The sequence below is a fragment of the Streptomyces sp. NPDC048664 genome, from assembly GCF_040650555.1.
Taxonomy (GTDB): Bacteria; Actinomycetota; Actinomycetes; order Streptomycetales; family Streptomycetaceae; genus Streptomyces.
This window is the reverse complement of the sequence record NZ_JBEZHK010000013.1, coordinates 33,010-53,432: the sequence shown is the minus strand read 5'-3', so window position 1 is coordinate 53,432 and position 20,423 is coordinate 33,010. Positions and strand designations below refer to the sequence as shown.

At 70.8% G+C, this 20,423-nt stretch carries 17 protein-coding genes; 12 read left to right on the top strand and 5 right to left on the bottom strand.

What is annotated here, in order from left to right:
• Positions 1-14: 14 nt before the first annotated feature.
• From AB0C59_RS16495 to AB0C59_RS16480, 4 genes are all read left to right on the top strand, one after another.
• On the top strand, positions 15-746 hold the full coding sequence (locus AB0C59_RS16495) for a phosphotransferase (RefSeq protein ID WP_363004996.1): 732 nt from the start codon (positions 15-17) through the stop codon (positions 744-746).
• 195 nt (positions 747-941) lie between these two features.
• Positions 942-3,005, top strand: a complete 2,064-nt coding sequence (locus AB0C59_RS16490) for a hypothetical protein (RefSeq protein ID WP_363004994.1) — start codon at positions 942-944, stop codon at positions 3,003-3,005.
• A gap of 35 nt (positions 3,006-3,040) precedes the next feature.
• Positions 3,041-3,535: a hypothetical protein gene (locus AB0C59_RS16485; protein ID WP_363004992.1), complete on the top strand. Its 495-nt coding sequence runs from the start codon at positions 3,041-3,043 to the stop codon at positions 3,533-3,535.
• 231 nt (positions 3,536-3,766) lie between these two features.
• Positions 3,767-3,967, top strand: a complete 201-nt coding sequence (locus AB0C59_RS16480; RefSeq protein ID WP_363004990.1) for a hypothetical protein — start codon at positions 3,767-3,769, stop codon at positions 3,965-3,967.
• Positions 3,968-4,031: 64 nt separating this feature from the next.
• Here the strand turns inward: AB0C59_RS16480 and AB0C59_RS16475 are convergent, their stop codons facing one another.
• The 3 genes from AB0C59_RS16475 to AB0C59_RS16465 form a co-directional block, all read right to left on the bottom strand.
• Positions 4,032-4,649: a hypothetical protein gene (locus AB0C59_RS16475; protein ID WP_363004988.1), complete on the bottom strand. Its 618-nt coding sequence runs from the start codon at positions 4,647-4,649 to the stop codon at positions 4,032-4,034.
• 138 nt (positions 4,650-4,787) lie between these two features.
• Complete coding sequence (locus AB0C59_RS16470) at positions 4,788-5,147, bottom strand: hypothetical protein (protein ID WP_363004986.1); 360 nt, start codon at positions 5,145-5,147, stop codon at positions 4,788-4,790.
• A gap of 8 nt (positions 5,148-5,155) precedes the next feature.
• Positions 5,156-5,788: a hypothetical protein gene (locus AB0C59_RS16465; RefSeq protein WP_363004984.1), complete on the bottom strand. Its 633-nt coding sequence runs from the start codon at positions 5,786-5,788 to the stop codon at positions 5,156-5,158.
• 218 nt (positions 5,789-6,006) lie between these two features.
• Between AB0C59_RS16465 and AB0C59_RS16460 the strand changes: the two genes are divergently transcribed.
• The 6 genes from AB0C59_RS16460 (at position 6,007) to AB0C59_RS16435 (ending at position 15,279) form a co-directional block, all read left to right on the top strand.
• Positions 6,007-9,867, top strand: coding sequence for an SNF2-related protein (locus tag AB0C59_RS16460; RefSeq protein WP_363004982.1), 3,861 nt, complete (start codon positions 6,007-6,009; stop codon positions 9,865-9,867).
• The gene (locus AB0C59_RS16455) at positions 9,864-11,066 is read left to right on the top strand and encodes a hypothetical protein (RefSeq protein ID WP_363004980.1); all 1,203 of its coding nucleotides are present in this window, start codon (positions 9,864-9,866) and stop codon (positions 11,064-11,066) included. The genes AB0C59_RS16460 and AB0C59_RS16455 overlap by 4 nt, the downstream gene beginning before the upstream one ends.
• A 49-nt stretch (positions 11,067-11,115) precedes the next feature.
• Positions 11,116-11,418: a hypothetical protein gene (locus AB0C59_RS16450; protein WP_363004978.1), complete on the top strand. Its 303-nt coding sequence runs from the start codon at positions 11,116-11,118 to the stop codon at positions 11,416-11,418.
• Between the two features lie 403 nt (positions 11,419-11,821).
• Entirely contained in the window at positions 11,822-13,450 is a 1,629-nt protein-coding gene (locus tag AB0C59_RS16445; RefSeq protein ID WP_363004976.1) for a hypothetical protein, read from the top strand.
• A gap of 123 nt (positions 13,451-13,573) precedes the next feature.
• The gene (locus AB0C59_RS16440; RefSeq protein WP_363004974.1) at positions 13,574-14,539 is read left to right on the top strand and encodes a DNA-processing protein DprA; all 966 of its coding nucleotides are present in this window, start codon (positions 13,574-13,576) and stop codon (positions 14,537-14,539) included.
• A gap of 230 nt (positions 14,540-14,769) precedes the next feature.
• A complete protein-coding gene (locus AB0C59_RS16435; RefSeq protein ID WP_363004972.1) occupies positions 14,770-15,279 on the top strand; it encodes a ComF family protein in 510 nt (169 codons plus the stop codon).
• A 77-nt stretch (positions 15,280-15,356) separates the two neighbouring features.
• Here AB0C59_RS16435 and AB0C59_RS16430 read toward each other — a convergent pair whose 3' ends face one another.
• Together AB0C59_RS16430 and AB0C59_RS16425 are read right to left on the bottom strand one after the other, a co-directional pair.
• Positions 15,357-16,358: a hypothetical protein gene (locus AB0C59_RS16430; protein WP_363004970.1), complete on the bottom strand. Its 1,002-nt coding sequence runs from the start codon at positions 16,356-16,358 to the stop codon at positions 15,357-15,359.
• Between the two features lie 406 nt (positions 16,359-16,764).
• Positions 16,765-18,273 (bottom strand): hypothetical protein, encoded by a 1,509-nt coding sequence (locus AB0C59_RS16425; RefSeq protein ID WP_363004968.1) that lies wholly within the window; start codon positions 18,271-18,273, stop codon positions 16,765-16,767.
• A gap of 180 nt (positions 18,274-18,453) precedes the next feature.
• Between AB0C59_RS16425 and AB0C59_RS16420 the strand changes: the two genes are divergently transcribed.
• Together AB0C59_RS16420 and lexA are read left to right on the top strand one after the other, a co-directional pair.
• Positions 18,454-19,446: an immunity 49 family protein gene (locus AB0C59_RS16420; RefSeq protein ID WP_363004966.1), complete on the top strand. Its 993-nt coding sequence runs from the start codon at positions 18,454-18,456 to the stop codon at positions 19,444-19,446.
• Positions 19,447-19,724: 278 nt separating this feature from the next.
• Positions 19,725-20,405 carry a transcriptional repressor LexA gene (lexA, locus tag AB0C59_RS16415; protein WP_363004964.1) on the top strand — a complete coding sequence of 227 codons (681 nt, stop codon included), beginning with the start codon at positions 19,725-19,727 and terminating at the stop codon, positions 20,403-20,405.
• Positions 20,406-20,423 lie beyond the last annotated feature (18 nt).

Below are 20,423 nucleotides of genomic sequence, written 5' to 3'. Positions count from 1 at the left end.
TGCAGGATGTAGCCATGGAGAACGAGGTGCCCTTGTCCGGTGGACGCATCACTACAGGGGTGGTCAGGATCGGCGATACCGTCCGGCGGCCAGTCACCGCGTCGTCCGCCTTCGTCGCCGAATTGCTCGATGACCTTCGACGGCAGGGCTTCACTGGCGCTCCGCGTCATCTGGGGTTCGACGAGGCCCACCGCGAGATCCTCAGCTACCTTCCTGGCTGGGTGCCCGCCCGCTTCCAGCGCTGGACCGACCCTCAGGTGGCTGCCGCCGGCTCCCTGCTCCGCGCTTTCCACGACGCCACCAGTGCGAGCCGCCTGGCCGGTCGGCACCCCGTTGTCTGCCACCACGACCCGGGGCCGAACAACACGGTCTTCGCAGACGACGTCCCGTTCGCCTTCATCGACTTCGACACCGCCGCCCCCGGTGATCCGATGGAAGACCTCGGTTACATGGCATGGACCTGGTGCATTTCCTCCAAGCCTGACGCTCCAGCCGCCGCCAGCCAGGCCGCACAGGTACGAATCCTCGCTGGCGCGTACGGGCTCGATGACGCCTCCCGCTCACGTCTCATCGATGCCGCGCTCGACCGCCAGATGCGCAATGCCCGGTGGTGGCGCCACCACCTCATGCGCCCGTCTCCGCACGTCGCTGACGACCACGAGATCGCCGAGCGCATCCGGTGGTCCGAACGGGAGCACGCCTACACCTTGGCCAACCGCACGGCCTTCGACGCCGCCCTGCACTGACATCCGACACTCGTCCGATCCGCATGCGCGATCAAGGCTCGCTGGCACACTCCGGCGTCCGCAACCTCGGTGACCCTGGGGAGCCTTCGCCCGGCGTCCGAACGATCCCGGAAACTCGTCCGCTCTGACTGTCACACCGCGCGCCGTCCGCACACCTGTACCAGGTGACAGCGGACCTCACAGCGGGAGCAGCACGTGACCCAGACCAACACCCTCACCACGAAAGAGCCCCGGCGACAGCAGGGCCTTCGCCCGACCGACACGGCCGTCCCCCCGGTCGCCCTGCGCCAGATGGCCACGGGCGAAACGGAAGAGACCGCCCGAGACGAGCTCCCGGACGTCGAGCACCTCATCCCGACGCCAGCGCCCGAACAGGCCCGAGGCGAGGCACGGATCTTCCATGCGCTGATCACCGCCTACGGCCGGCACCGCCCCACCTTCACCGGCGGCCCGTTCGGCATCCGCAGCCTCACCCCCCGCACCGACGAACTGGTGGTGCGGATCGCGCCCGCCCAGATGGACCGGTGGATCGACGCCCTCGCCCACCGGCCGGGCGGGACAGGCGTCGCAGGCCTGCGCTGGGCCGGCCTGCGAGAGGGGATTGCCCTGACGCTGCCCGGGATGAGGCTGCTCCTCGCCGGCATCAGCGAGACCGACTGGCGTGCCGCGCTCGGCCGCCGGTCCGCCGACCAGAGCAGCCTGATGCCGCACTGGATCCCCCAGTTCCGCGGCGAACCCGAGTACGCAGCCGCCCAGGACGCCGAACTCGCGGGCCTCGCCGACCACCTGTGCGCCACCTTGCGCCGGATCCGGCTCCTCGACGCCCTCACCCGTATCAGCGGTCACGTCCACCTGTTCACCACCCGCCACCACGGCGGCCTCCACCTGATCGAGGCATGTGAGGCCACCCCCACCGTCCTGCCGCTGTGGACCTCCCGGTCCGTCCCCCTGGCCCTGTGGCCCGCCGGACCGATCCCCGCTCCGGGCCCTGCCGACCCACGCGCAGCTGTCCTCGACCTGCTTACCGAGATCGAACCCGCCCGCGCCCCGTCCGGCACCGCCGATCACCCCGCTGCCCGCGCCCTCTGCCTCATCGCCGGCCTCAGTACGGAGCCTGTTCTGGTCCAGGCCGCCGGGCACGCTCTCGACGTCGCCACCCGCGTTCTCGCCGACCCCGCCCACGCCAGCGTGTACGCCGCCGGCGGCTGGGCAGGCAGCTGCCGCAGGTACCCCGAAGGCACGGTCCACGGAAGCGACCCCTGCCTCCCGCCCGGCGCCGAGGCCGTCACCGACCTCCCCGAGGAAGCCGTCCAGCGCCTCGGCCAGCACTTCTCCAGCCGGCCCTTGGACACCTCCCACACCGACCTCGCCGGCGCCGGCCGGGAGGAACTCGTCCACCTGCTCGACTGGGCACTCGCCGTCGCGACCCGCCCCGCCAACCGGCCGGACTGGACCCGCGACAGGACCGACGGCACGCTTCAGCACGCCCAGCCGCTGCCCGACCACGACGGCATCCTGACCCTGACCGCCACCACCACCGGCGTCTACCGCGTCAGCCTGGACGCACTGGGGCTGAGCGACCTCGCCGACGAGGACGACACCGTGGAATGGGAAGGGGAGGCCGCGCCCTCGCAGAGCGCCGCCGTCCTGCTCGCCGAACACGCCGCGATCGAAGCCGCCGTCTGCCTGCCCTTCCAGCGCGAACACCGCAAGCAGCGCCTCCTGCTGCCCGCGGCGGTGTCGGCCGATCCGACGATCCGGTCCGTCATCGCCGGAGCCGACTACGTTCTGGGGTTCTTCACCTTCGCCAGCGTCCTCGGCCGCCTCCACGAGCGCGTGTGCTCCACCCAGGGAGTAGCCGACGGCCACTGGCGAAGCGACCCCCCGCCCGACGGCCCGGCCACCCTCACCGCTCTCATCAGCGACTGGTGCGCGCTGCCCTCACCTCACCACGGCGAAGCCGCCAACACCGCCACCGTCGACAGCCCTGACTATCTCCGCCACCTCGCTGCCCACCGCGCGGCGCTCGACCCGTTCGTCACCCGCTACCTCGCCGCCGCCGACAATCTCCCCGGCGCGCGCACCTTCGAAGAACGGCACCTCGCCGGCTTCGCAGCCCTGCGCACCACCGACCTGTCCGCCCTGGCCCGCACCGAGATCCGCCCCGTCGGCGAACGGCTCCTCCGCCTGGTCCGGTCCATCCCACAGGACCCTGCCCAGCTGACCGCCTGGTACGAACACCACCTCGACCGGGCCTGAACCCCGCCGACCTCGGAAGAAGGAGCAACCGCACGATGAGCGATCAACTGGCGGACCCGACAGCGTTCGTAGGGGTCATCGGACGCGGGAAGGCGCCGCTGTCGGGTGACGCCGACGCCGACCAGTACACGGCCGTGCTCAGGCGCGCCCTGCACACCGTCGAATGCCGCGAACTCGGCCCGGAGGCCGCCGGTCAGAAGTTCGGACCGTTCGCGGACACCTCCGACGACCGTGTGACCGTGCTCGTGGACGAGCACCAGATCCGGGACCGCTACCCCGGCCACGACGAGCTCCACCACCTGGCGCACGCGGTCCGTGAGCGAGGACCAGCGGTGGACGTCGTCATGGTGCTGCCCAAGCCAGCCACGCCGTTCATGGACGAGATGGCCCCCGTCGTCAGCAAGGTCGCCGAGCCCGCCTGCGGCCCAGCGCCGGCCGGGCCCACCCGCTGGGTGTACGAGCCGAGCCGCCCACTGCAACCGCTCCGGTGGTACCCGGGGGGTGAGCGTGAAGCGGCGGACGAGCGGTAACGGTTCGGGCCGGAGGCGGTGCTCGCCGCGTCGCGTCGGCAGACGTGAGCACGGGCGGGCGTGTCAGGAGCAGCGGGCGGGTGGCCGGTCGGGAGCGGGGCAGGCTGACATGGGAATGCGGCCCGAAGGAAATCTCCTCGGGCCGCAGTTCGGAATCTGTATACGCTTTCGCAGCCGGCCTGCGCGCCGGCGTCCAGCCGGGCCCGGCCCGGGACGAATCAGGGGGACCAGATGACCACCACGAAGACCTCAAGCCCGGCAGTACCGGTGCCCAGCTGTACGCCGGGCGCCCCCGTCGCCCTCTTCAGCGACGAGGCGTCCGCGGTGACGAGAGCCGTGCCCGGCGCGGCCCGAAACCTGCCGCGGCCACTGGACACCCTGACCTGGCAGGAGCCCCCCGCCATGGAGGACGCGGACGACGTCGCGCGGTGACCGCATGGCCCGGGCCACGTCGCCTTTCGCCGCTCGGCTGATCCGTCCAGGTGCCCCACCACGATCACCGGTTGTGCCAAGCAGAGTGGTCCTCGTTCCACTGCTCCCGGGCCCGGGCCCGCTCCACTTCTGCGTCGAGACGCTCGACGCGCGTTCCGTCCTTGATGTGGACATCGGCGTGCGACGAACCAGCGTGGTACCGGTGGCGCTGGCTGACCATGACCACGGTCAGGGCGATACCCGCCTGGTTCGGCATCGCCATCGCCGTCGACACGAAGGGCCCCGCCGGGCCGCCCGGCACCGAGATCCAGTCGTCCTCGTGGGCCTGCCAGGGGAAGATCAGGTCTCCTCCCTGAGGGCCGGTGCCGGAGGGAAGACCTGCGAGCGCCGGTTCAAGACCGGCGGTCTGCCTGGCGAGCGCCTCCAGTTCGAGGACGGCCACCTGAAAATTGTCCCCGGGGGCTGCCATCTGCCCGAGCATGGCGAGCTCTGAGGCCACCCGGCGCCAGTCCTCCGCGCGGTCACCGGTGATGCTCCGGTCCGTACGCAGTGTGGTGAGGGTGCGGGTGATGAAGGCGTGACGGGCGCGTTCTCGGCCTGCGTTGCCTCCCATGGCCGGGGGCAGAGGCGGGAGGCGGTCGGTGAGGTGCTGGGCGCGGAGCCGGGTGTCCGGGGCGGGCATCGGGGTCCTCGAAGTCGGAGGGCGTTTGGGTGGGTTCTGGCCTGCTGCTGCGTGCCGGTCCGGTGTCATCGCGCAAGTACGACGGCACCGGACCGGGCGGAGTGGGTTCGGCGGGCACCGGCCGGAGCGGGGAGGGGGCTACTCGCCCCGGGTGCTCCACCCGAAGAAGCACCAGGTCGGTTCGTCTCCCGGCGTGCGCAGCAGCAGTGCGGCGGCGCCGGATCTGACGATCGGGTCGAAATCCTCGATCAGGCGGTCGGCGAGCCAGTCGGCGTCGTCCTCGCACAGCGGCGCGCCGTCTTGGCCGTCGAAGCAGCCGTCGGCGCGCAGCCGGTCTCGGCCGTCGACGACCTTCACCTCGGTCACCTTCGACAGGTCCGCGCGGGGCCGGAACGGATCGTGCGGCTGTTCGGCGTCCTGGGCGGCGAACGCGGTGAAGGCCGCTTCGGGCGTGGGCCCGCTCGCCGTGAAGCGGAACAGCATGGGGTCCGTGATCATGTCGGTCCTCACATCTGGGCGCCGGGCGCCGGGAGTTCGGTCTGCTGGCCGGGGCCGCTGTTGAGGGCGTGCACGAATCGGCCCAGGGCGACGGGGATGGTTCCCTCCAGCTCCGGTGCGCCCTCTCGTCCGGCGACCGACAAGTGGGGCTGCCCGCCACGGGCCCGCACGATGTGGAAGGCGCGCTGGTTGAGGTCGACGGCGTGGACGATCCGGACTTCCTGGCGGCCGGGCAGGAGATGGTTCACCCGTTCACCGCTGTCCCGCAGCATGCGCAGTTCCGGCGGGAGTTGGACGTTCTTCGGCTTGTTCCACCCCTCGAACATGAACCCAACAGCGAAGATGGAGTCCTCATGCACCTCGCCGGGGACCAGGAGGGACGGAACGGGCGGCAGTGCCTCAGCGTGGTGCCGCAAGGCGTCGGCGGGGTTGATCCCCACCGGGTTCCACACGACCTCCGGGATGAACTCCACCTCCACGCGCGGGGGCCGCAGACGGAGCATGAACAGGCGGGGAGGAAGGTCCCAGCCCTGTTGTTCACCGAGCCGGGATTCGATGTCGGCCAGGACGGAGGCGACCATGTCGGAGGCCAGGTCGTGCGACGGGTGCGCAGCGGGGAGGGGCTGGAGGTCTTGGGGCATGGAGGAGCCACCTTTCGTCCCGGCCGCGCAAGAAGGCGGCCGCAGCGAATGCGATCAAGGGAGAGGAAGAGGGCCGGTCTGACCCGGCGACATGACCAATCTACATACTGAAATGCGAATATGCAACAACTCTGTCTGTGTGTACGGCGCCGATCTCACGCGCACGCAGGTCACAATGGGGGTGGTCTCGACGGCGTCCGGCTACTGGGGGAGTGTCTTTGTCCATCGACCGCCTGCAGCCCATCAGTCCCGCAGCGCTGGCCGCCCGTACAACCCGAGTTCAGATCCCTCCCTCCCGCGCCGACGCCGACGACGCCTCGGTCGAGAGCACGCCCTTGGCCCTGATGGACGCGGACGCCTTCCGCAATACGCTTCAACGCGTCGTCGCCCAGGGCACATCCGCTGCTGCGGTCGCGTCCGAAGCCACCCGCCGGATCGCCGGGGGCGACCTCGACGTCGCCGCCCTGCGGACCGTGCTGCTCGACACGGCCGGAACAGACGTCTGGCCGCCCGTACAGCACGCTGCCATCACCGCCGTCGCCGCCAGCCCGGCCCTGGCGCCGAGCATCATCTCCATGCACGCCCAACTGCTGCGCACCCCCTCCGCGACCGTCCGGGAGGGACAGGGGGATGATGGCCAGCCGTTCTTCGTCGCACAGGCCACCTTCGCCCCAGCTGGCCGTGACATCACCGGCAGCGCCCAGCGGGCCCGCACCCGTAAGGCGGCGCGGCAGCAGGCCATGACCACCCTCATTGCCGCGCTCGCCGGGCTGCCGGACCCCCTCGCCGATCGCGCGGTACTCGACTGGACCTGGGACACGCCCGCCGCCCAGCCCCAGGTGCCCGCTCCAGCAGTCGAAGTTAACCCCGTGTCGGCCTTGAACGAGTTCCACCAGGCCGGCCACATCACCCGGCCCGACTACCGGCCCCCCACACCGGCGCCCACCGGCTTCACGGCCACGGTCACCGCCGTCCACCGTGGCCGGCAGCTCACCGGTGAAGGAACCGGCCCCACCAAGCGGCAGGCCCGGGCCGAAGCAGCCGACCGGCTCCTCGAGGCCCTGCAGACCGCTCTCGGCGCCGACGCCGAGCCCCCGGCCGTGACCGAACCGGCGGCGGCGTCCGCCCAACCCGCGCTCCCCGTACCCACCGCGCCGACAGAGAACCAGGAGCCGCCGCACGCCCTCCCCGCCGGCCCCGCCGACCTGTTCGCCGCCCACCGCCGTCTCGAACAGGCCCTCGCCGACGGCGCCGCCCTGGCCCTGCTGCCCTCACGCCACCCCGGCCGGACCGCATGGATGCTGTTCCAGCCCGACGGCACACCCCTGCCTGCCCCCGGCCATGTGCCTCCGCCGCTTCAGCCGGTCACCCGCGACCTCGTCCTCGCCGGAGCCGGCGGCATCATGCCCCGCCGAGCCACCGTCACCGGCCTCGCCGTCCCCGTCGGCCTCGCCCTGCCCACACTGCTCACCCCCCGAGCAGGCGAACACCCCTCCGTCACCGGATGGCGAGCAGGCCTTCGCCTGGCCGTGGAATGCGTGGCCCAGCAGCGCGTCTACCCCGCCCTGACCGCCGACGGCCAGGGCTGCTGGCGCATCGGCCCGATCACCGAACCGCTGCGCACCGCCGTCACCGCGGCCGCCGCCCGGATGGCCCCCGAGGGACACTGCCTCCTCGCCGGCCACAGCCCCCTGCGCGTCCCGGCACCCGAGACCGCCCTCTGGCCCCTGCTCGACGCCGTCGCCGACGCGATGATCCGAACCCCAGGGACCGCTTGCCTCCTGGGACCCGGCCCGTTCACCAGCACCCCGGCCCCCGACACCGAGCCCAGCGCAGAGCTGTGGGCCTGGGCCGACGCCATCGAGGACGCCGCCGACCCCTGCCCCGCTCCCCGCCTCACGCTGCGCATCAAGGAGCCCGAGGCAGGCGAGCACGCCCCCACCGCCCAAGCTGTCCTGCACCTGGCCGCCGACGACCAGGACGACCCCGTGTCGGCGAGCAGCATCGGGGACGGCCACCCCACCCACCCCGCCCTGACGCCCGCCGTACTGCCCGGCGTACGCCGCGCGCTGCGCCGCGGCGCCCGCCACTTCCCGCCGCTCGGCGACCTCGCCGGACAGGAACGCCCCCGCCGCCTCACCCTGTCCGCCGAGGATTTGGCCCGCCTCCACGACCACGCCGCCGCCCCGCTCGCCACGGCCGGCATCACCGTCCAGTGGCCGCCCGCGCTCCTCGGCGCGCTCACCGCCACCGCGGTCATCGGCCGCCGCCAGGACGCCGCCGACGAGTTCACCGCCGGCAGCGGCTTCCTGGCCCTGGACCGCCTGGTGGACTGCCGCTGGCACATCAGCATCGACGGCGAACCGCTGACCGAGGACGAGATGACCGCCCTCGCCGACGCCGCGTGGCCGCTGATCCGCATGCGCGGGCGCTGGCTGCTCATCGACCCCGACACCGCCCGCCGCGCCCGCCATCGCGACCTCGCGCCGCTGCCCTCGCTCGACGCGCTCGCCGCCGCCCTGTCCGGCACCCTCACGCACGAAGGCGAGACCCTCGACGTCCGGGCCGCTGGCACGCTGGCCACCCTCGTCGACGCCCTGCGCCAGGCCCCCGACGACCCCCGGCCCGTGCCACCGCCGACCGGCTTGCACGCGAGCCTTCGTCACTACCAGCAGCGGGCCCTGACCTGGCTCGCGCACACCTTCGACCTGGGCTTCGGAGCGCTCCTCGCCGACGACATGGGCCTGGGCAAGACGCTGACGACCATCGCTTTGCACCTCTACCGCGCCGAAACGGCTGGCGAAGCCGCCGGCCCGACCCTCGTGGTCTGCCCGGCCTCCCTCATCACGAACTGGCAGCGCGAGATCGCCCGCTTCGCCCCGGACACCGCTGTCCTCCGGTACCACGGCACCGGCCGCACCCTCGACACCGATGCGCTCGACCACACCACGGTCGTCATCACCACCTACGGCACCCTGCGCCGCGACCCCGCCCTCACCGCCACCCAGTGGGGCATGGTCGTGGCCGACGAGGCCCAGCACATCAAGAACCCGGCCTCCGCCACAGCCAAGGCACTACGCGACGTCCCCGCCCGGGCCCGGCTCGCGGTCACCGGCACCCCCGTCGAGAACAACCTGACGGAACTGTGGGCCATCCTCGACTGGACCAACCCCGGCCTGTTCGGCACCCGTTCCGCCTTTCGCGCCCGCTACGGCGCCGTCGAGAAAGACCCCAACGCGCCCGCCGCCGCGGGGCTTGCCCGGCTTGTCGCCCCGTTCATGCTGCGCCGACGAAAGACTGACCCCGGCATCGCCCCCGAGCTGCCCGGCAAGGTCCACCATCACCGCATCGTCGCGCTCACCGACGAGCAGACCGGCCTGTACGAGGCGATCGTCCGCGACACCATGGACAAGATCACCACCAGTAGCGGGATCGAACGCCGCGGCCTGGTCCTGAAGTTGCTCCAGGCCCTGCGCCAGATCTGCAACACCCCCACCCTCTACCTGAAGGAGTCCCTGGACGACGCCGAGCCGGCAGGCCTCGCCCGGCGCTCGGGCAAGCTCGCAGCCCTGGACGAGCTCACGGCGACCCTCGCCGACCGGGGCGAAGCCGCGCTCGTCTTCACCGGCTATGTCCAGATGGGTCGCATCCTCGAGCACCACCTGCGCGTCCGCGGCCGCTCCGTCCGCTTCCTCCACGGCGGCACCCCGCCGGCCCGCCGCCAGGAGCTCGTCGACGCCTTCCAGCACGACCCCGACCCAGCCCCGGTGTTCATCCTGTCCGTCAAGGCGGCCGGCACCGGACTGACCCTCACCCGGGCCGAGCACGTCATCCACTACGACCGGCCCTGGAACCCCGCCGTGGAGGATCAGGCCACCGACCGCGCCCACCGCATCGGACAGCACCGCACCGTCCAGGTCCACCACCTGATCACCGAGGGCACCGTCGAGGATCACATCAACGAACTGCTCGCCCGCAAGCGGGCCCTGACCGACGCCGTTCTCGCCTCCGGCGAAGGCGCCTTCACCGAACTCGACGACACCGAGCTGACCGCCCTCGTCACCCTGGGAACCCGATGACTGGCACCGCCCGATCTCTCGCGCCGCTGGCTGGCGCGTGGAAGCAGGCCTTTCACCTCGCCACCAACGGCTCCGGTTCCTACGGCAAGGGCCTCAACCTTGCGCGCAAAGGGGCCGTCGCCCAGATCCAGACTCAGCCGGGCAGAATCAGCGCCCCCGTCGCCGCGAAGAAGGCCACCCACCAGGCCGCGATCCACGTCCCCGAGCTGACCGCGACCCAATGGGACACGCTGGCGGCCAAGCTCGCCGACGATCCCCAGGCCGTTGCCGACCTCGTCGCCAACCGGGTCCCTGCCACGATCGCCGACTCAGGGCACGCTGGCGGCATCTCCGTCGCCCCGCCGGCCGACGGCATCACCTTCTCCTGTTCCTGCCCCACCGGCCGGACCCACCGCGTCTGCGACCACAGTGCAGCCCTCGGCCACGCCGTCGCCGAACGCCTCGCCGCTACCCCGTCCCTGCTGCTCGGCGCCCGCGGCATGACCGCCCGGGCGCTCGCTGCCCACGTACGCGACCTCGTCGATGGCGCCGACCCCGGCCCCCTCCCTGCAGACGCCAACGGCACCGTGCGCGCCACCCAGCTCTACGCGCTGGCCGCCCACCGCCCCCCACAACCCCCGCCGGACCTCGACCTCGATGCCGTCAGCACCCTCACCTGGAGCGACGCACCCCTCCCCGGGCCCCGAGCCCACGACCTGATGTGGATGACCACCGATGCCGCCGCCCGCGCTAGGACCCTCCTGGCCGGCACCGCCGCTCCGCCCCACGACGAGCTGGCCGACATCATGCGGATCCTCGCCAGCCCCGACGGCGCAGACCATCTGCAGGCCGCCCAGCACACCACCGGCATCCCCGAAGCCACCCTGCGGGCGATGATGATCGGCTACCGCCACGGCGGCCCGGCCGGCGCCCACGCCACCCTCGCCGCCGCGCCAGCAACCATCGACGTCCTCGAACGGGCACGAGAGACCGTCCACGCCTCCCGCGCTGTCGGCCTCGGGACCATCACCGTCGACGGCGGTGCGCTCACCGACACGACCGCCGGAGTCCAGATCCGCCCGGGCCCCGACGGCCGCTGGTACCCCTTCACCCTCTGGCGCGCCGACGAGTGGCGTCCCGCACCCGGAGCCTGCGACGATCCTGCCGAGGCCTTCCGCGCCGCACGGCGCGCCCGCGCCGCACGACCACTCAGGCGATAGCCCGACCGGCGACCTGACCAGGACGTCCCGAGCCCGAAAGACCCACCGCATGCCCTTGGATCCGCAGACCGGCGTACGCGTCTACCAGTTCATCGTCGACCGGCTCGAGGACCGGCGCCGCGAGCAGTACCCCGCCGGCCGTGAGGCGTACGAGGCCGACTGGAGCGCCGCCCACGATCTGGAGAAACACTTCACCGAGGCCGTACATGCCGATGACCTCGACAAAGCTGAGCAGCTCCTTGAGGAGCTCACCGACATGGCGGCTCCGTGGTGCGACCACCCTCACCACCCGGCCAATCAGGCCCGTGACGGGCACCAGGCCGACCCGACGGTCCCGGGTACCCGGTCGTGAGGCGGCAGTTTGTCCTTCCAAGCGGCGTGGTCGCCTTGATGGTGGCGCTCACGCCGACCGTGATCAGCACCCGCAGTACGCCATGGGCCGTGGGATGGGCCGCCATCCTTCTCGGAGCCGTCCTCCTGCTGATGCTGCTCGCCCTGGTAGAGCACCTCACTTCACCAGACCGACCCGAGCCCCACGACGCCCCAGAATCCTGACCCCTCTGACCCGTCGTCATCGTTCTGGGTAAAAGCGGCTATCAGCCCTCCGACGGAGACGCACGACCATGGGCGTTGTGCCAGCCGGCTGCCGCCGGATCCGAAGCCGGGGATCCGGAATCTGCAGATGCGCCGTCAGAACGGCTGAGATCATGGCAAGAGGGTCAGTTCATGATCAGGGCACAGCAGTGGGGGCGCCGATGGACGAGAAGTGCACGGTGCGCGCGGTCGCGATCGACTACAAGGCAGTCCTGCACGGGCCCGGGCGCGCGCACGAGGGGATCGCTGAACTGCTGGGGTGGCTCGATCAACGCGATGTGGCGTGGGTGCTGCTGACCAACGACCCGATGGACGCCAAGTCGGCCCTTGCTGCGGCCGGCCTTCCCGAACCGGCCCTGCATCTGTGCCGCGACGACATCCCGGACAAGGCGAAGCGCGGAAACAAGGCCTGGCTGGAGGCGGTCGCGGACAGACTCGGCCTCCGCATGAACCAGCTCATCCTCATCGGGACCTCGCAGTTCGACTGGTACACAGGCATCCACGCCGGCGTCGTCCACATCCACGCCCGCTGGGCCAGCCGCCTGGGAGCGAAGATCACCTCGCTGATGTCCGATGAGCCCGCCGACGTCATCGAGCTCTTGGAGTACTTCCTGCTGCACGAGCCGAGCTGGGCGTTCCGTCTCGATGACGAGGACCGCGCCTTCGCGATTCGCTCGATGCTGCCCTTCAACGCGCGGTTCCCCCGCGGCGGCGGCCGGACCTTCACGATCAAGGACATCTTCACCTACGAGAACACCGTCAAGGTCGGTGACGAGGACGCGCGCGATGTCCTGATGCTGCACCTTCTGTGTGCGGCCTACCTCGACGGTGCGCTGCCTGGTCAGAGCTTCTTCTGCGTGTACCCCAGCAGCACACCGGCCAAGGGCAACCCGCAGCTCGACGGTTTCCTGCAGCGCGCCAAGGTCATGACCGGCTCCTCCTACAAGGAGGACCTTCTCGAACGCGTCGTTCAGGCCCCGGATACCAGCCTGGAGCGGTACAAGAGGAGCGTCGGCCAGTCGACGGGACGGGACATCTCCATCGCCGCCCAAGCCCGCACCGTACGAGTCAACCCAACCTACAAGAAGAAGATCGCCGGCAAGACGGTGATCGTCTTCGACGACTTCACCACCGAGGGCAAGTCCCTGGAGTGGGCCCGCACCCTCCTCAGCGAGGCCGGAGCAGCACGGGTCATCGCACTGACCATCGGAAAGTACCCATCGCGCCACACCGTCTACCAGCTGCGCCCCGGCGTCACGATCGATCCCTTCACCACCAACGACATCCCCCTGACGCACTTCCAGACGACGACGGGCCCTGGAGGAGCGGAGGAAGGGCCGTCGGCAGTCCTGACGACGGCTATGGAGCACTTCGCCGCCGCTGCGGAGGGTGCCGTCGAACCCCAGGCCGCTCCTGAGGCGGCCCCTGCCCGGATGGCTCATCCGGCACCCCGCCCGGTTCCTGCTGGCACCCGCTCTGCCATGACCGCCTACAAGATCGCCCGGCAGCGGCACCTCGCCGACATGCTCACCCACCTCCAGCAGCATGCGTACCCCCTCGTCTGGCGCGGCGAGTACCTCGTGCCGACCGGGGAGACGACGACCACCGCCTTGTGGTGGATCGCCCTGCCGGGGCAGGTCGAGCAGTGGTACGACACCAGCGAGGCGGAGCGCCTGGTCAGCGGCATCTGCCTGGCGGTAGGGATCATCTGGGAACCGGTCGCGGCGCCCGGCGGGGCCGCCCAGCTTGCCGAAGCCCTCGCCCGTATGGAACAGCGGCGACAGGCCTGAGGAACCGGCTCGACGGCCCCCCTTCCTGTCCGTCTGGGGGCTCCGTACGCCATGATGGAAGTGGCCCGAGTACCTCGCTTCATCCTTCGAACATCCCGGGGCCACGAGTAGAAGGACACCCTGATGGACCTTGATATCACCGCTGACCAGCACGATCTGCTGACCCTGTGCGCGCTGCGTGCTGGCGATGCCACTCTCGACTGGAGCCTGCTCGCCCGCGGCGCCCAGAGCCCCGAGGGCTTGGCCGCGCTCATGGACGGACAGCTGCACGAGGACTCGCGTGCCGCGACCAAGAACCGCCCCCTGCTGCAGCAGGCCCTGTCCGCCGGCCTGGACGTCGCCCGTGCCCGCGTCGACGACGAGCTCGCCGCCGCCGACAAGGCTGGCGCGCGCCTGGTCACCGTCCTGGACAAGGACTACCCGGCGAACCTGCGCGTGATCGGCAACCTGCCGCCGTTCCTCTTCTACCGCGGCGAGCTCGATCAGCGCGACGCCCGCTCCATCGCCATCGTCGGCACCCGCCAGGCATCCGAGGACGGGTTGCGCCGGGCGGCACGGATGGCCCGCGAGCTCGTCGAGCACGACGTCGTGATCGCCAGCGGTCTCGCCAAGGGCATCGACGCTGCCGCCCATCAGGCAACGCTCACCGCGGGCGGCCGGACGTTCGCCGTCATGGGTACCGGCATCGCCGCCCCGATCTACCCGGCCGAGAACCGTCCGCTCGCGAAGGCGATCCTCAGCGCTGGGGGAGCGCTGCTGAGTCAGTTCTGGCCCACGAGCCCGCCGGCGAAGTACACCTTCCCCCGACGCAACGTCGTCACGTCCGGCACCACGCTGGGCAGCGTCGTCATCGAGGCCTCGAGCACGTCAGGCGCGAAGATGCAGGCTCGCCTGGCCGCCGAGCACGGCAAGCTCGTTTTCCTGATCCGTTCCCTCGCCGACACCCAGCCCTGGGCCAAGAAGATGCTGGACGAGGGCCGGGCGATCCTGGTCACCGCCTCCAGCGACATCACCGACCGCCTCGGCCAGGCAGCGGACATCCAGGCCGCAGGACAGCAGCGCCAGCAGCTCGCCCTGGCCGGCCTGTGACGGCCGGTCTCCCCAATCCAGCAGGCTTTCCCAACTGCCCGGTGTGCGCGTACCGCATCACCGGCACCGCCCGCCTGTGCTCCGACTGCGCCGGCCGTACACTCCAGCCGGTCGCCGAACCCCACTGCCCCGTCTGCTCCCAGGCCGTCGCGCCCGGCAGGCAGTGCAGTAATCGGGTGTGTGCGCTCCCGGAAGCTGAGCGGGGGTTCTCGCGTGTCGACGCGGTGGCCATGTACTCCGGAGCCCTGCGCGACAAGATCCACACGCTGAAGTACGAGGGGAGGGCCGGCTGGGCGCTGATCTTCGGCCGGCTCCTCGTTGGTTGGATGGAGAGCCACCCCGAGGCGATGAACGGCGTCGACTACGTTGTCGGCAACCCGTCCCACGTCGGCCGACAGCCCATCCAGCACATCGAGGCGATCATGAACGCCGCCTACACAGAGGACGTGAACCGGGCCTTCCCGCTCAGCCCGCCGGGCGCGCACCGGCTGGTGAAGCACGCTGAGACGGCCCGGTCCGCGAACCGCACCCTGGAGGAGAAGCGCGCGGCCGCGACCGCGCATGCCGCCGCCCTGACCTGGACCGGGGACATCAGCGACATCAAATCGGCCACCATCCTGCTCGTCGACGACGTGTTCACCAGCGGATCGCAGCTCCAGCACGTCGCGCTCCGGCTCCGGGCGACCGGAGCCGCCGACGTCCGGGGGCTCGTTCTCGCCCGGGTCCCCTGGAGCGGATGACACCGCCCGGGACACCGGGACTGGGCCTGTCGGCTGGCTCCGGCCGGTCGGTCAGTGCCGGACGCTTCGCGTCGAACTCACGCGGCGTGCCCAGGACGGTGGTCATGTGGAGGCTGAGGCGCCTCAAGGAAATCCGGGGGGAGCAGCCCGGCGCCACCGTCACCAGCCCGGGCCGGTGACGCCGTGATCGGGGCGTCCGCGTCGGGGATCACGACGATCCCGCCGACGTGGTCTGTGACCCATGTTGGAGGAGTCCGGCCTGCCAGGACGTCGCGTACGTAGTCGGGGACCTCCGCCCGCAGCCCGCGGAGCATGTGAGCGAGGTACGGCACGGAGAAATGCCCGTAGTCGTTGGGGACGTTCTCGAAAAGGGCGCCGGTGACCGTGGCGGCGCGTTCCATGACCGCCGCGCCGGCGAACTGGCCGTGCCTGATCCGCTGGACAGGCCGGAGAAGTTCCTTTGCCACCCTGCGAGATCCTCGCTGCGGTTGCCGCAGGAAGCGCTCGAGGTCATGGTCCAGTCCGCGCGCGAGGGGCACGATCGGCGCGTCCAGGCCGTCGGGGCTGGCGATGTCTTCGACGGGAACGGCGTCGTGGAAGGCGCTCACGCCCGCGTTCTTGGCGTCCAGGCCGACCGCGTTCTCCGCCACCAGAGCGGAGACAGTGGCCACACCGACCCGGTCGCGCTCCTTGCACGGAACGTCGTCATGAGCTCGGTCGCAGGCCAGCGTCGATCGGTACTGGGCGTCCCCGCAGTACAAGACGTACGCGGCGGGGACATGGAAGCGGTTCGCCGCCTTGATCAACTTCGAGAGCTGCGTCCGGTCGTCGCCGCGCGTCTTGTAGCTGAAGTCGATGCTCCAGCGCTTGCCGTGCAACTTCAAGATCTTCGCCTGGACCAGGAGCCCGTAGCAGGTACCGTCCCGGTCCACCCACCACCACAGCCAGTCGGCTCCGTTCTCCTTCTCCTCGTCGGCTGCGAACTCGACGAACCGGATGCGAGGGGATGCGGTGGACAGGAGCACCTGGGTCGCCGTCACCTCACGGAACATCCCGCCGGCGTCCAGCATCCCCGCCATCAGACGATCCACTGCCGTCCGGCCCTGCCGGAGCGCCTCATGAGGGCTGGTCTCATGCCCGGAGAAGTGGCTCAACGCGGCTGCCCTTCTGCGACTTGGCCATGGCTTCCTCATCATCCCCCGGCACCAGGTCCGTCGTGGCCGATCCGGCGTCCTCGTGACCGCCTCCCGGGCCAGACTGCGTTCGATCCGCGTCGGCCCCCGCCACGCGATCGGTTTCCCCGATATATGCGATAAGCGACTGGATGGCGCGGTACGTTGGCAAGCAGTCCTCCCGGGCGTCGCGTCCCCCCGTGCGCGGCGTCCGGGGGCATACCCGCCGGATGCTGCGTGCCCACCGGCCGCCTCCTGTCTGGTAAACGGCAAGCCGCCGGCCACGCGTTCACCGCGATGTGGGCGTAACGCGCTACTTTCCCTTCGGCAGCAGGGCACGCAGGCGTGGGTAGCGGGCGATCAGCCGGGCCAGGTGGGTGCTGAGGCGGCCCGGCCTGAGGGCGGCTGCAACGTGGGCAAGCCAGAAGTCCTCCACGGTGCGCCTGGCGTGCGTCAGGGCGTCCTGGGACGGCGTGGTCTCATCGTGGTCGGGAAGGTGCCGACCGTAGACGGGAATCATCTCGATGCCGGCGGCACGCAGCGCGCACAGGCGGTGCTGGCCGTTGGTCAGATTCTGCTGTCCGGTGTCCCACCAGATGTGGCCCCCTCCGATGAGGGAGCGAAACCAGGCGCGGTCGCGCTCGCTCAGGTGCGTGGCGCGGTAGAGCCGGTCCTGTTCGTCGCTGTCGGGTTCGGCGCGGGCGAAGGCGAGCACGGCCGCGGTGATCGCCTTCCAGTCGTCGGCCTGGTGGTAGGGGCAGGCGGCGAAGTCCTGATCGCCGAGCCGGGTGAACAGCTCGGCGTGGGCGGTTTTGCTGTGCCCCTTGGGGTAGGTGGCGGCCAGGGCCTTCGCCCGCTCACCGTAGGGACACTTGAACAGGCCATGTGGCCAGGGGAGCTGGGAGGCGGCGACGGGGCGGATGCCGGTGACACCGTCCAGGTGCAGAGCCCTCTGGGCGGGGCTGCTGAACCTGCTGGGGTACAGAGCGGCCTCCGAACCAGGCGGCTCCGGCCGTAGACGGGCATCGGCGTGGAGCTGCTCGGTGAGGTCGGGTTGGGTGACACCGGCCAGTTCGTAGAAGGGACCGTCGTGCCAGGCTTCGTCCTCGTCGGAGCGTCGACGCTCCGGGTTGGGCTGGATCAGGACGGTCACCGGAACCTCGGGCAGCACGAGGATGCCGGACAGGCCGTGGACCGAAGCGAGGGTAAGACGACCGCGTGCCCAGGCCGGATCGTTCAACACTGCGTCGAGGGCGTCCCCGGTGAGGTGGCCGATCCATTCGACGCGGTGGAATCCTTCGTCGATGCGCATGTCCCACTGCGGGTGTCGCAGGGCATGGATCTGCAGGTAGTCACCAACCATGACCATGTGGGCCGGCTTCTCGAACACGGCTGCACGCTGCCGGGGCGGCTGCGGCTCGGTCGCGGCGGCCGGCGCCACGAGGTCGGGGCCCTGGATGGTGTTGCGAAAGGGGTGCGGTCCGGCGGCCAAGTGGCTTCCGGTGAACAGGGGTTCTTGGGTCTCTGGCCACCAGGGATGGGCGGAATCCCAGAGGGCTCGGCCGCTGTCGACCTCGCCGAGGGTCCACTGATCACCTTCGCGCAAGATGACCGGGCCCGGCATGCCGTGACAGAACACCACCGCGATCTGCCGGGCTGCCCGGGTACGCACGTGGGTGGAGTCCGGAGCCAGGAAACCGATGTCGGTGATGATCTCCACCCGTTCGATCCGGGCGAACCCTTCGCCGTCCGGCACGCCGTCGACGGCCATCCGTTCCGAAGCGATCTGGAGGTAGTCCCCCGGGCGAAGCGCGGTACTCACGTGCGGAACGGTCATTCCCTACCCCCGGTGCGCCGCCTCACAGGGCGGCGGTCTGTGATCTCCTCGTGTATACCGCACCGGGCCAACAGCTCCTGCCCGGCCTTGCGAGGACTAAGTGCTGTCAGTGCCCGTTGATAACGTGCTTCGTCCAGTCGTGGAGTTCATGAAGGGGCGGGGTACGTGCGGAATGTGACGTGTCATCGGGTCGGCGAGCTGCGGTTGGCCGAGGCGCTCGACGACATCGATGGGCGGGCCTACAAGCGGTGGCACTCGCTGCGGTACGGCAGCATCTCGCCGGCCCTGATACAGGCGATGGCGGACGAGCTTCTCGACCATGTCGCCGCGCGGGCGGTGACGGAGCCGGAGCTCGACGCCGCGGCCGGCACGGTCGCCGTCACCGCCGCAGAGTGTGTGCACGGGGTGCTGAGCATCATGTGCTTCCCGGACGGGGACCAGGAGATCCGGTTCCCCCTCGTCGGGGAGCGGATTAGCACGGACCCGGACGACGACGAGTTCGGGGATGGGCCCATCACCTTCCGGGACGTCGTCAAGGAGGCGCCCACCGCGCGGACGTGGCTCGACATGTTTGAGGTGTGTGTCGTCAGCGGGCATGTGTGGGACTGGGAGCGGGTCATCGGGCTGCTGCTGCGCGGCGACTACGCGCCCGCCATCCGTGACGGCGTGCCCTACAACCGGTACACCTCCGTCTCCGACCCCGCGGACCTCGCCGCCATGGACGCCCTGTGCCTCTATCTCACCGAGGCGGCCGGGCATCTGCCGCGCGACTGGCCTACGGTTCCGCTGCGCAAGCCGGACGCCGGGGAGCGCGCGGAGGCCGCCCGGCGGCTCGACGAGGTCGGCGACGCGCTGAGCGCGGACCAGCGGCTGCTTCGCGTACTCCTCGACGACGACCAGCACGCCTTCGAGGACGCCCTCGTAGCCCGGCTGGTCGCGTACCGGGAGAGCGTCGAGGCCAAGGCCGGTGAACCCGCACCCCGGTCCCTCCTCCCCCTCGGCTCCCTCACCCTGGCTTGCCTCGCCGTCCAGGTCCATGGGTGGGAACTCGGTGTCCGGTCCGGGTATCTGCCGTACGGTCTGCTGGGATCGCCGGACGCGCCGCGCCGGGCGGCGGAGGGGAACCGCAACAACTTGGGCTACTGGGCCGCCAAGTAGGTAGCCCAGCCGGGGCGCGGAGGTGGGCCTCGCTGGCCCGACATCCAGGACGCCGTCGTGGAGACGGACTCGTCCCACCGAGGCAGCGCGTACGTCTGTGCGATAGCCAAGGCCGGAAGACCACCCTGCCCTACGTCTGTGACGCCATCTGTCCTATCTCCACGCCCTGCGACGTGGGTCGACGTCGCCACCGTCAGGCCGGAAAGGCAATCGAAAGACGTTCCGTTTGTCGGTGTGTGGGGCTACTGTCCAAAGACGCAAGATCGCAAGGGGGGCACATGACCATCACCCACGCTGGACCGGGCCGGCCTCCGGGCATTCGCCGGGGTCCCGACGGGCTCACCGACAGGCAGCGGGCCATCGTCGACTGCATCGCCCGTTCCGTCGCTGACCGCGGGTACCCGCCCTCGATGCGCGAGATCGGGCAGGCGGTCGGCCTGACGAGCACCTCCAGCGTCGCGCACCAGCTCCTCGCCCTGGAACGCAAGGGAGCACTCCGCCGCGACCCGCACCGTCCCCGCGCCTACTGCCTCCCCCTCAAGTTCTCTGCGGGAGAGTACGAAGGGCCGGAGAGCGAGCCCGCGGCGGCGGAGGTGCCTCTGGTCGGCCGGATCGCGGCCGGCGCACCGATCCTCGCCGAGGAGATGGTCGAGGACACGTATGTTCTGCCTCGCCAGCTGGTCGGTGAAGGCGAGCTCTTCGCCCTGAAGGTGTCGGGGGAAAGCATGATCGATGCAGCCATCTGCGACGGCGACGTGGTCACCGTCCGGTGGCAGCAGGCCGCCGAGCCGGGCGACATCGTCGCCGCCATGCTCGACGGCGAAGCGACGGTGAAGAGGTTCCAGCGCGACGCGGCCGGCCACGCCTGGCTCGTCGCGCACAATCCCGCGTTCCAGCCGCTCGCGGCCGATGAGGCGGTCATCCTGGGCAAGGTCGTCGCCGTCATGCGCGCCCTCTGATGATCCTCGTGGTGGCAC

What these genes read in the sequence shown, in the direction of transcription:
- AB0C59_RS16495 (WP_363004996.1), top strand. Translation starts at nt 15, where the DNA reads ATGGAGAACGAGGTGCCCTTGTCCGGTGGACGCATCACTACAGGGGTG.
- AB0C59_RS16485 (WP_363004992.1), top strand. Translation starts at nt 3,041, where the DNA reads ATGAGCGATCAACTGGCGGACCCGACAGCGTTCGTAGGGGTCATCGGA.
- AB0C59_RS16480 (WP_363004990.1), top strand. Translation starts at nt 3,767, where the DNA reads ATGACCACCACGAAGACCTCAAGCCCGGCAGTACCGGTGCCCAGCTGT.
- AB0C59_RS16475 (WP_363004988.1), bottom strand. Translation starts at nt 4,649, where the DNA reads ATGCCCGCCCCGGACACCCGGCTCCGCGCCCAGCACCTCACCGACCGC.
- AB0C59_RS16470 (WP_363004986.1), bottom strand. Translation starts at nt 5,147, where the DNA reads ATGATCACGGACCCCATGCTGTTCCGCTTCACGGCGAGCGGGCCCACG.
- AB0C59_RS16465 (WP_363004984.1), bottom strand. Translation starts at nt 5,788, where the DNA reads ATGCCCCAAGACCTCCAGCCCCTCCCCGCTGCGCACCCGTCGCACGAC.
- AB0C59_RS16455 (WP_363004980.1), top strand. Translation starts at nt 9,864, where the DNA reads ATGACTGGCACCGCCCGATCTCTCGCGCCGCTGGCTGGCGCGTGGAAG.
- AB0C59_RS16450 (WP_363004978.1), top strand. Translation starts at nt 11,116, where the DNA reads ATGCCCTTGGATCCGCAGACCGGCGTACGCGTCTACCAGTTCATCGTC.
- AB0C59_RS16445 (WP_363004976.1), top strand. Translation starts at nt 11,822, where the DNA reads ATGGACGAGAAGTGCACGGTGCGCGCGGTCGCGATCGACTACAAGGCA.
- AB0C59_RS16440 (WP_363004974.1), top strand. Translation starts at nt 13,574, where the DNA reads ATGGACCTTGATATCACCGCTGACCAGCACGATCTGCTGACCCTGTGC.
- AB0C59_RS16435 (WP_363004972.1), top strand. Translation starts at nt 14,770, where the DNA reads ATGTACTCCGGAGCCCTGCGCGACAAGATCCACACGCTGAAGTACGAG.
- AB0C59_RS16430 (WP_363004970.1), bottom strand. Translation starts at nt 16,358, where the DNA reads ATGGCGGGGATGCTGGACGCCGGCGGGATGTTCCGTGAGGTGACGGCG.
- lexA (WP_363004964.1), top strand. Translation starts at nt 19,725, where the DNA reads ATGACCATCACCCACGCTGGACCGGGCCGGCCTCCGGGCATTCGCCGG.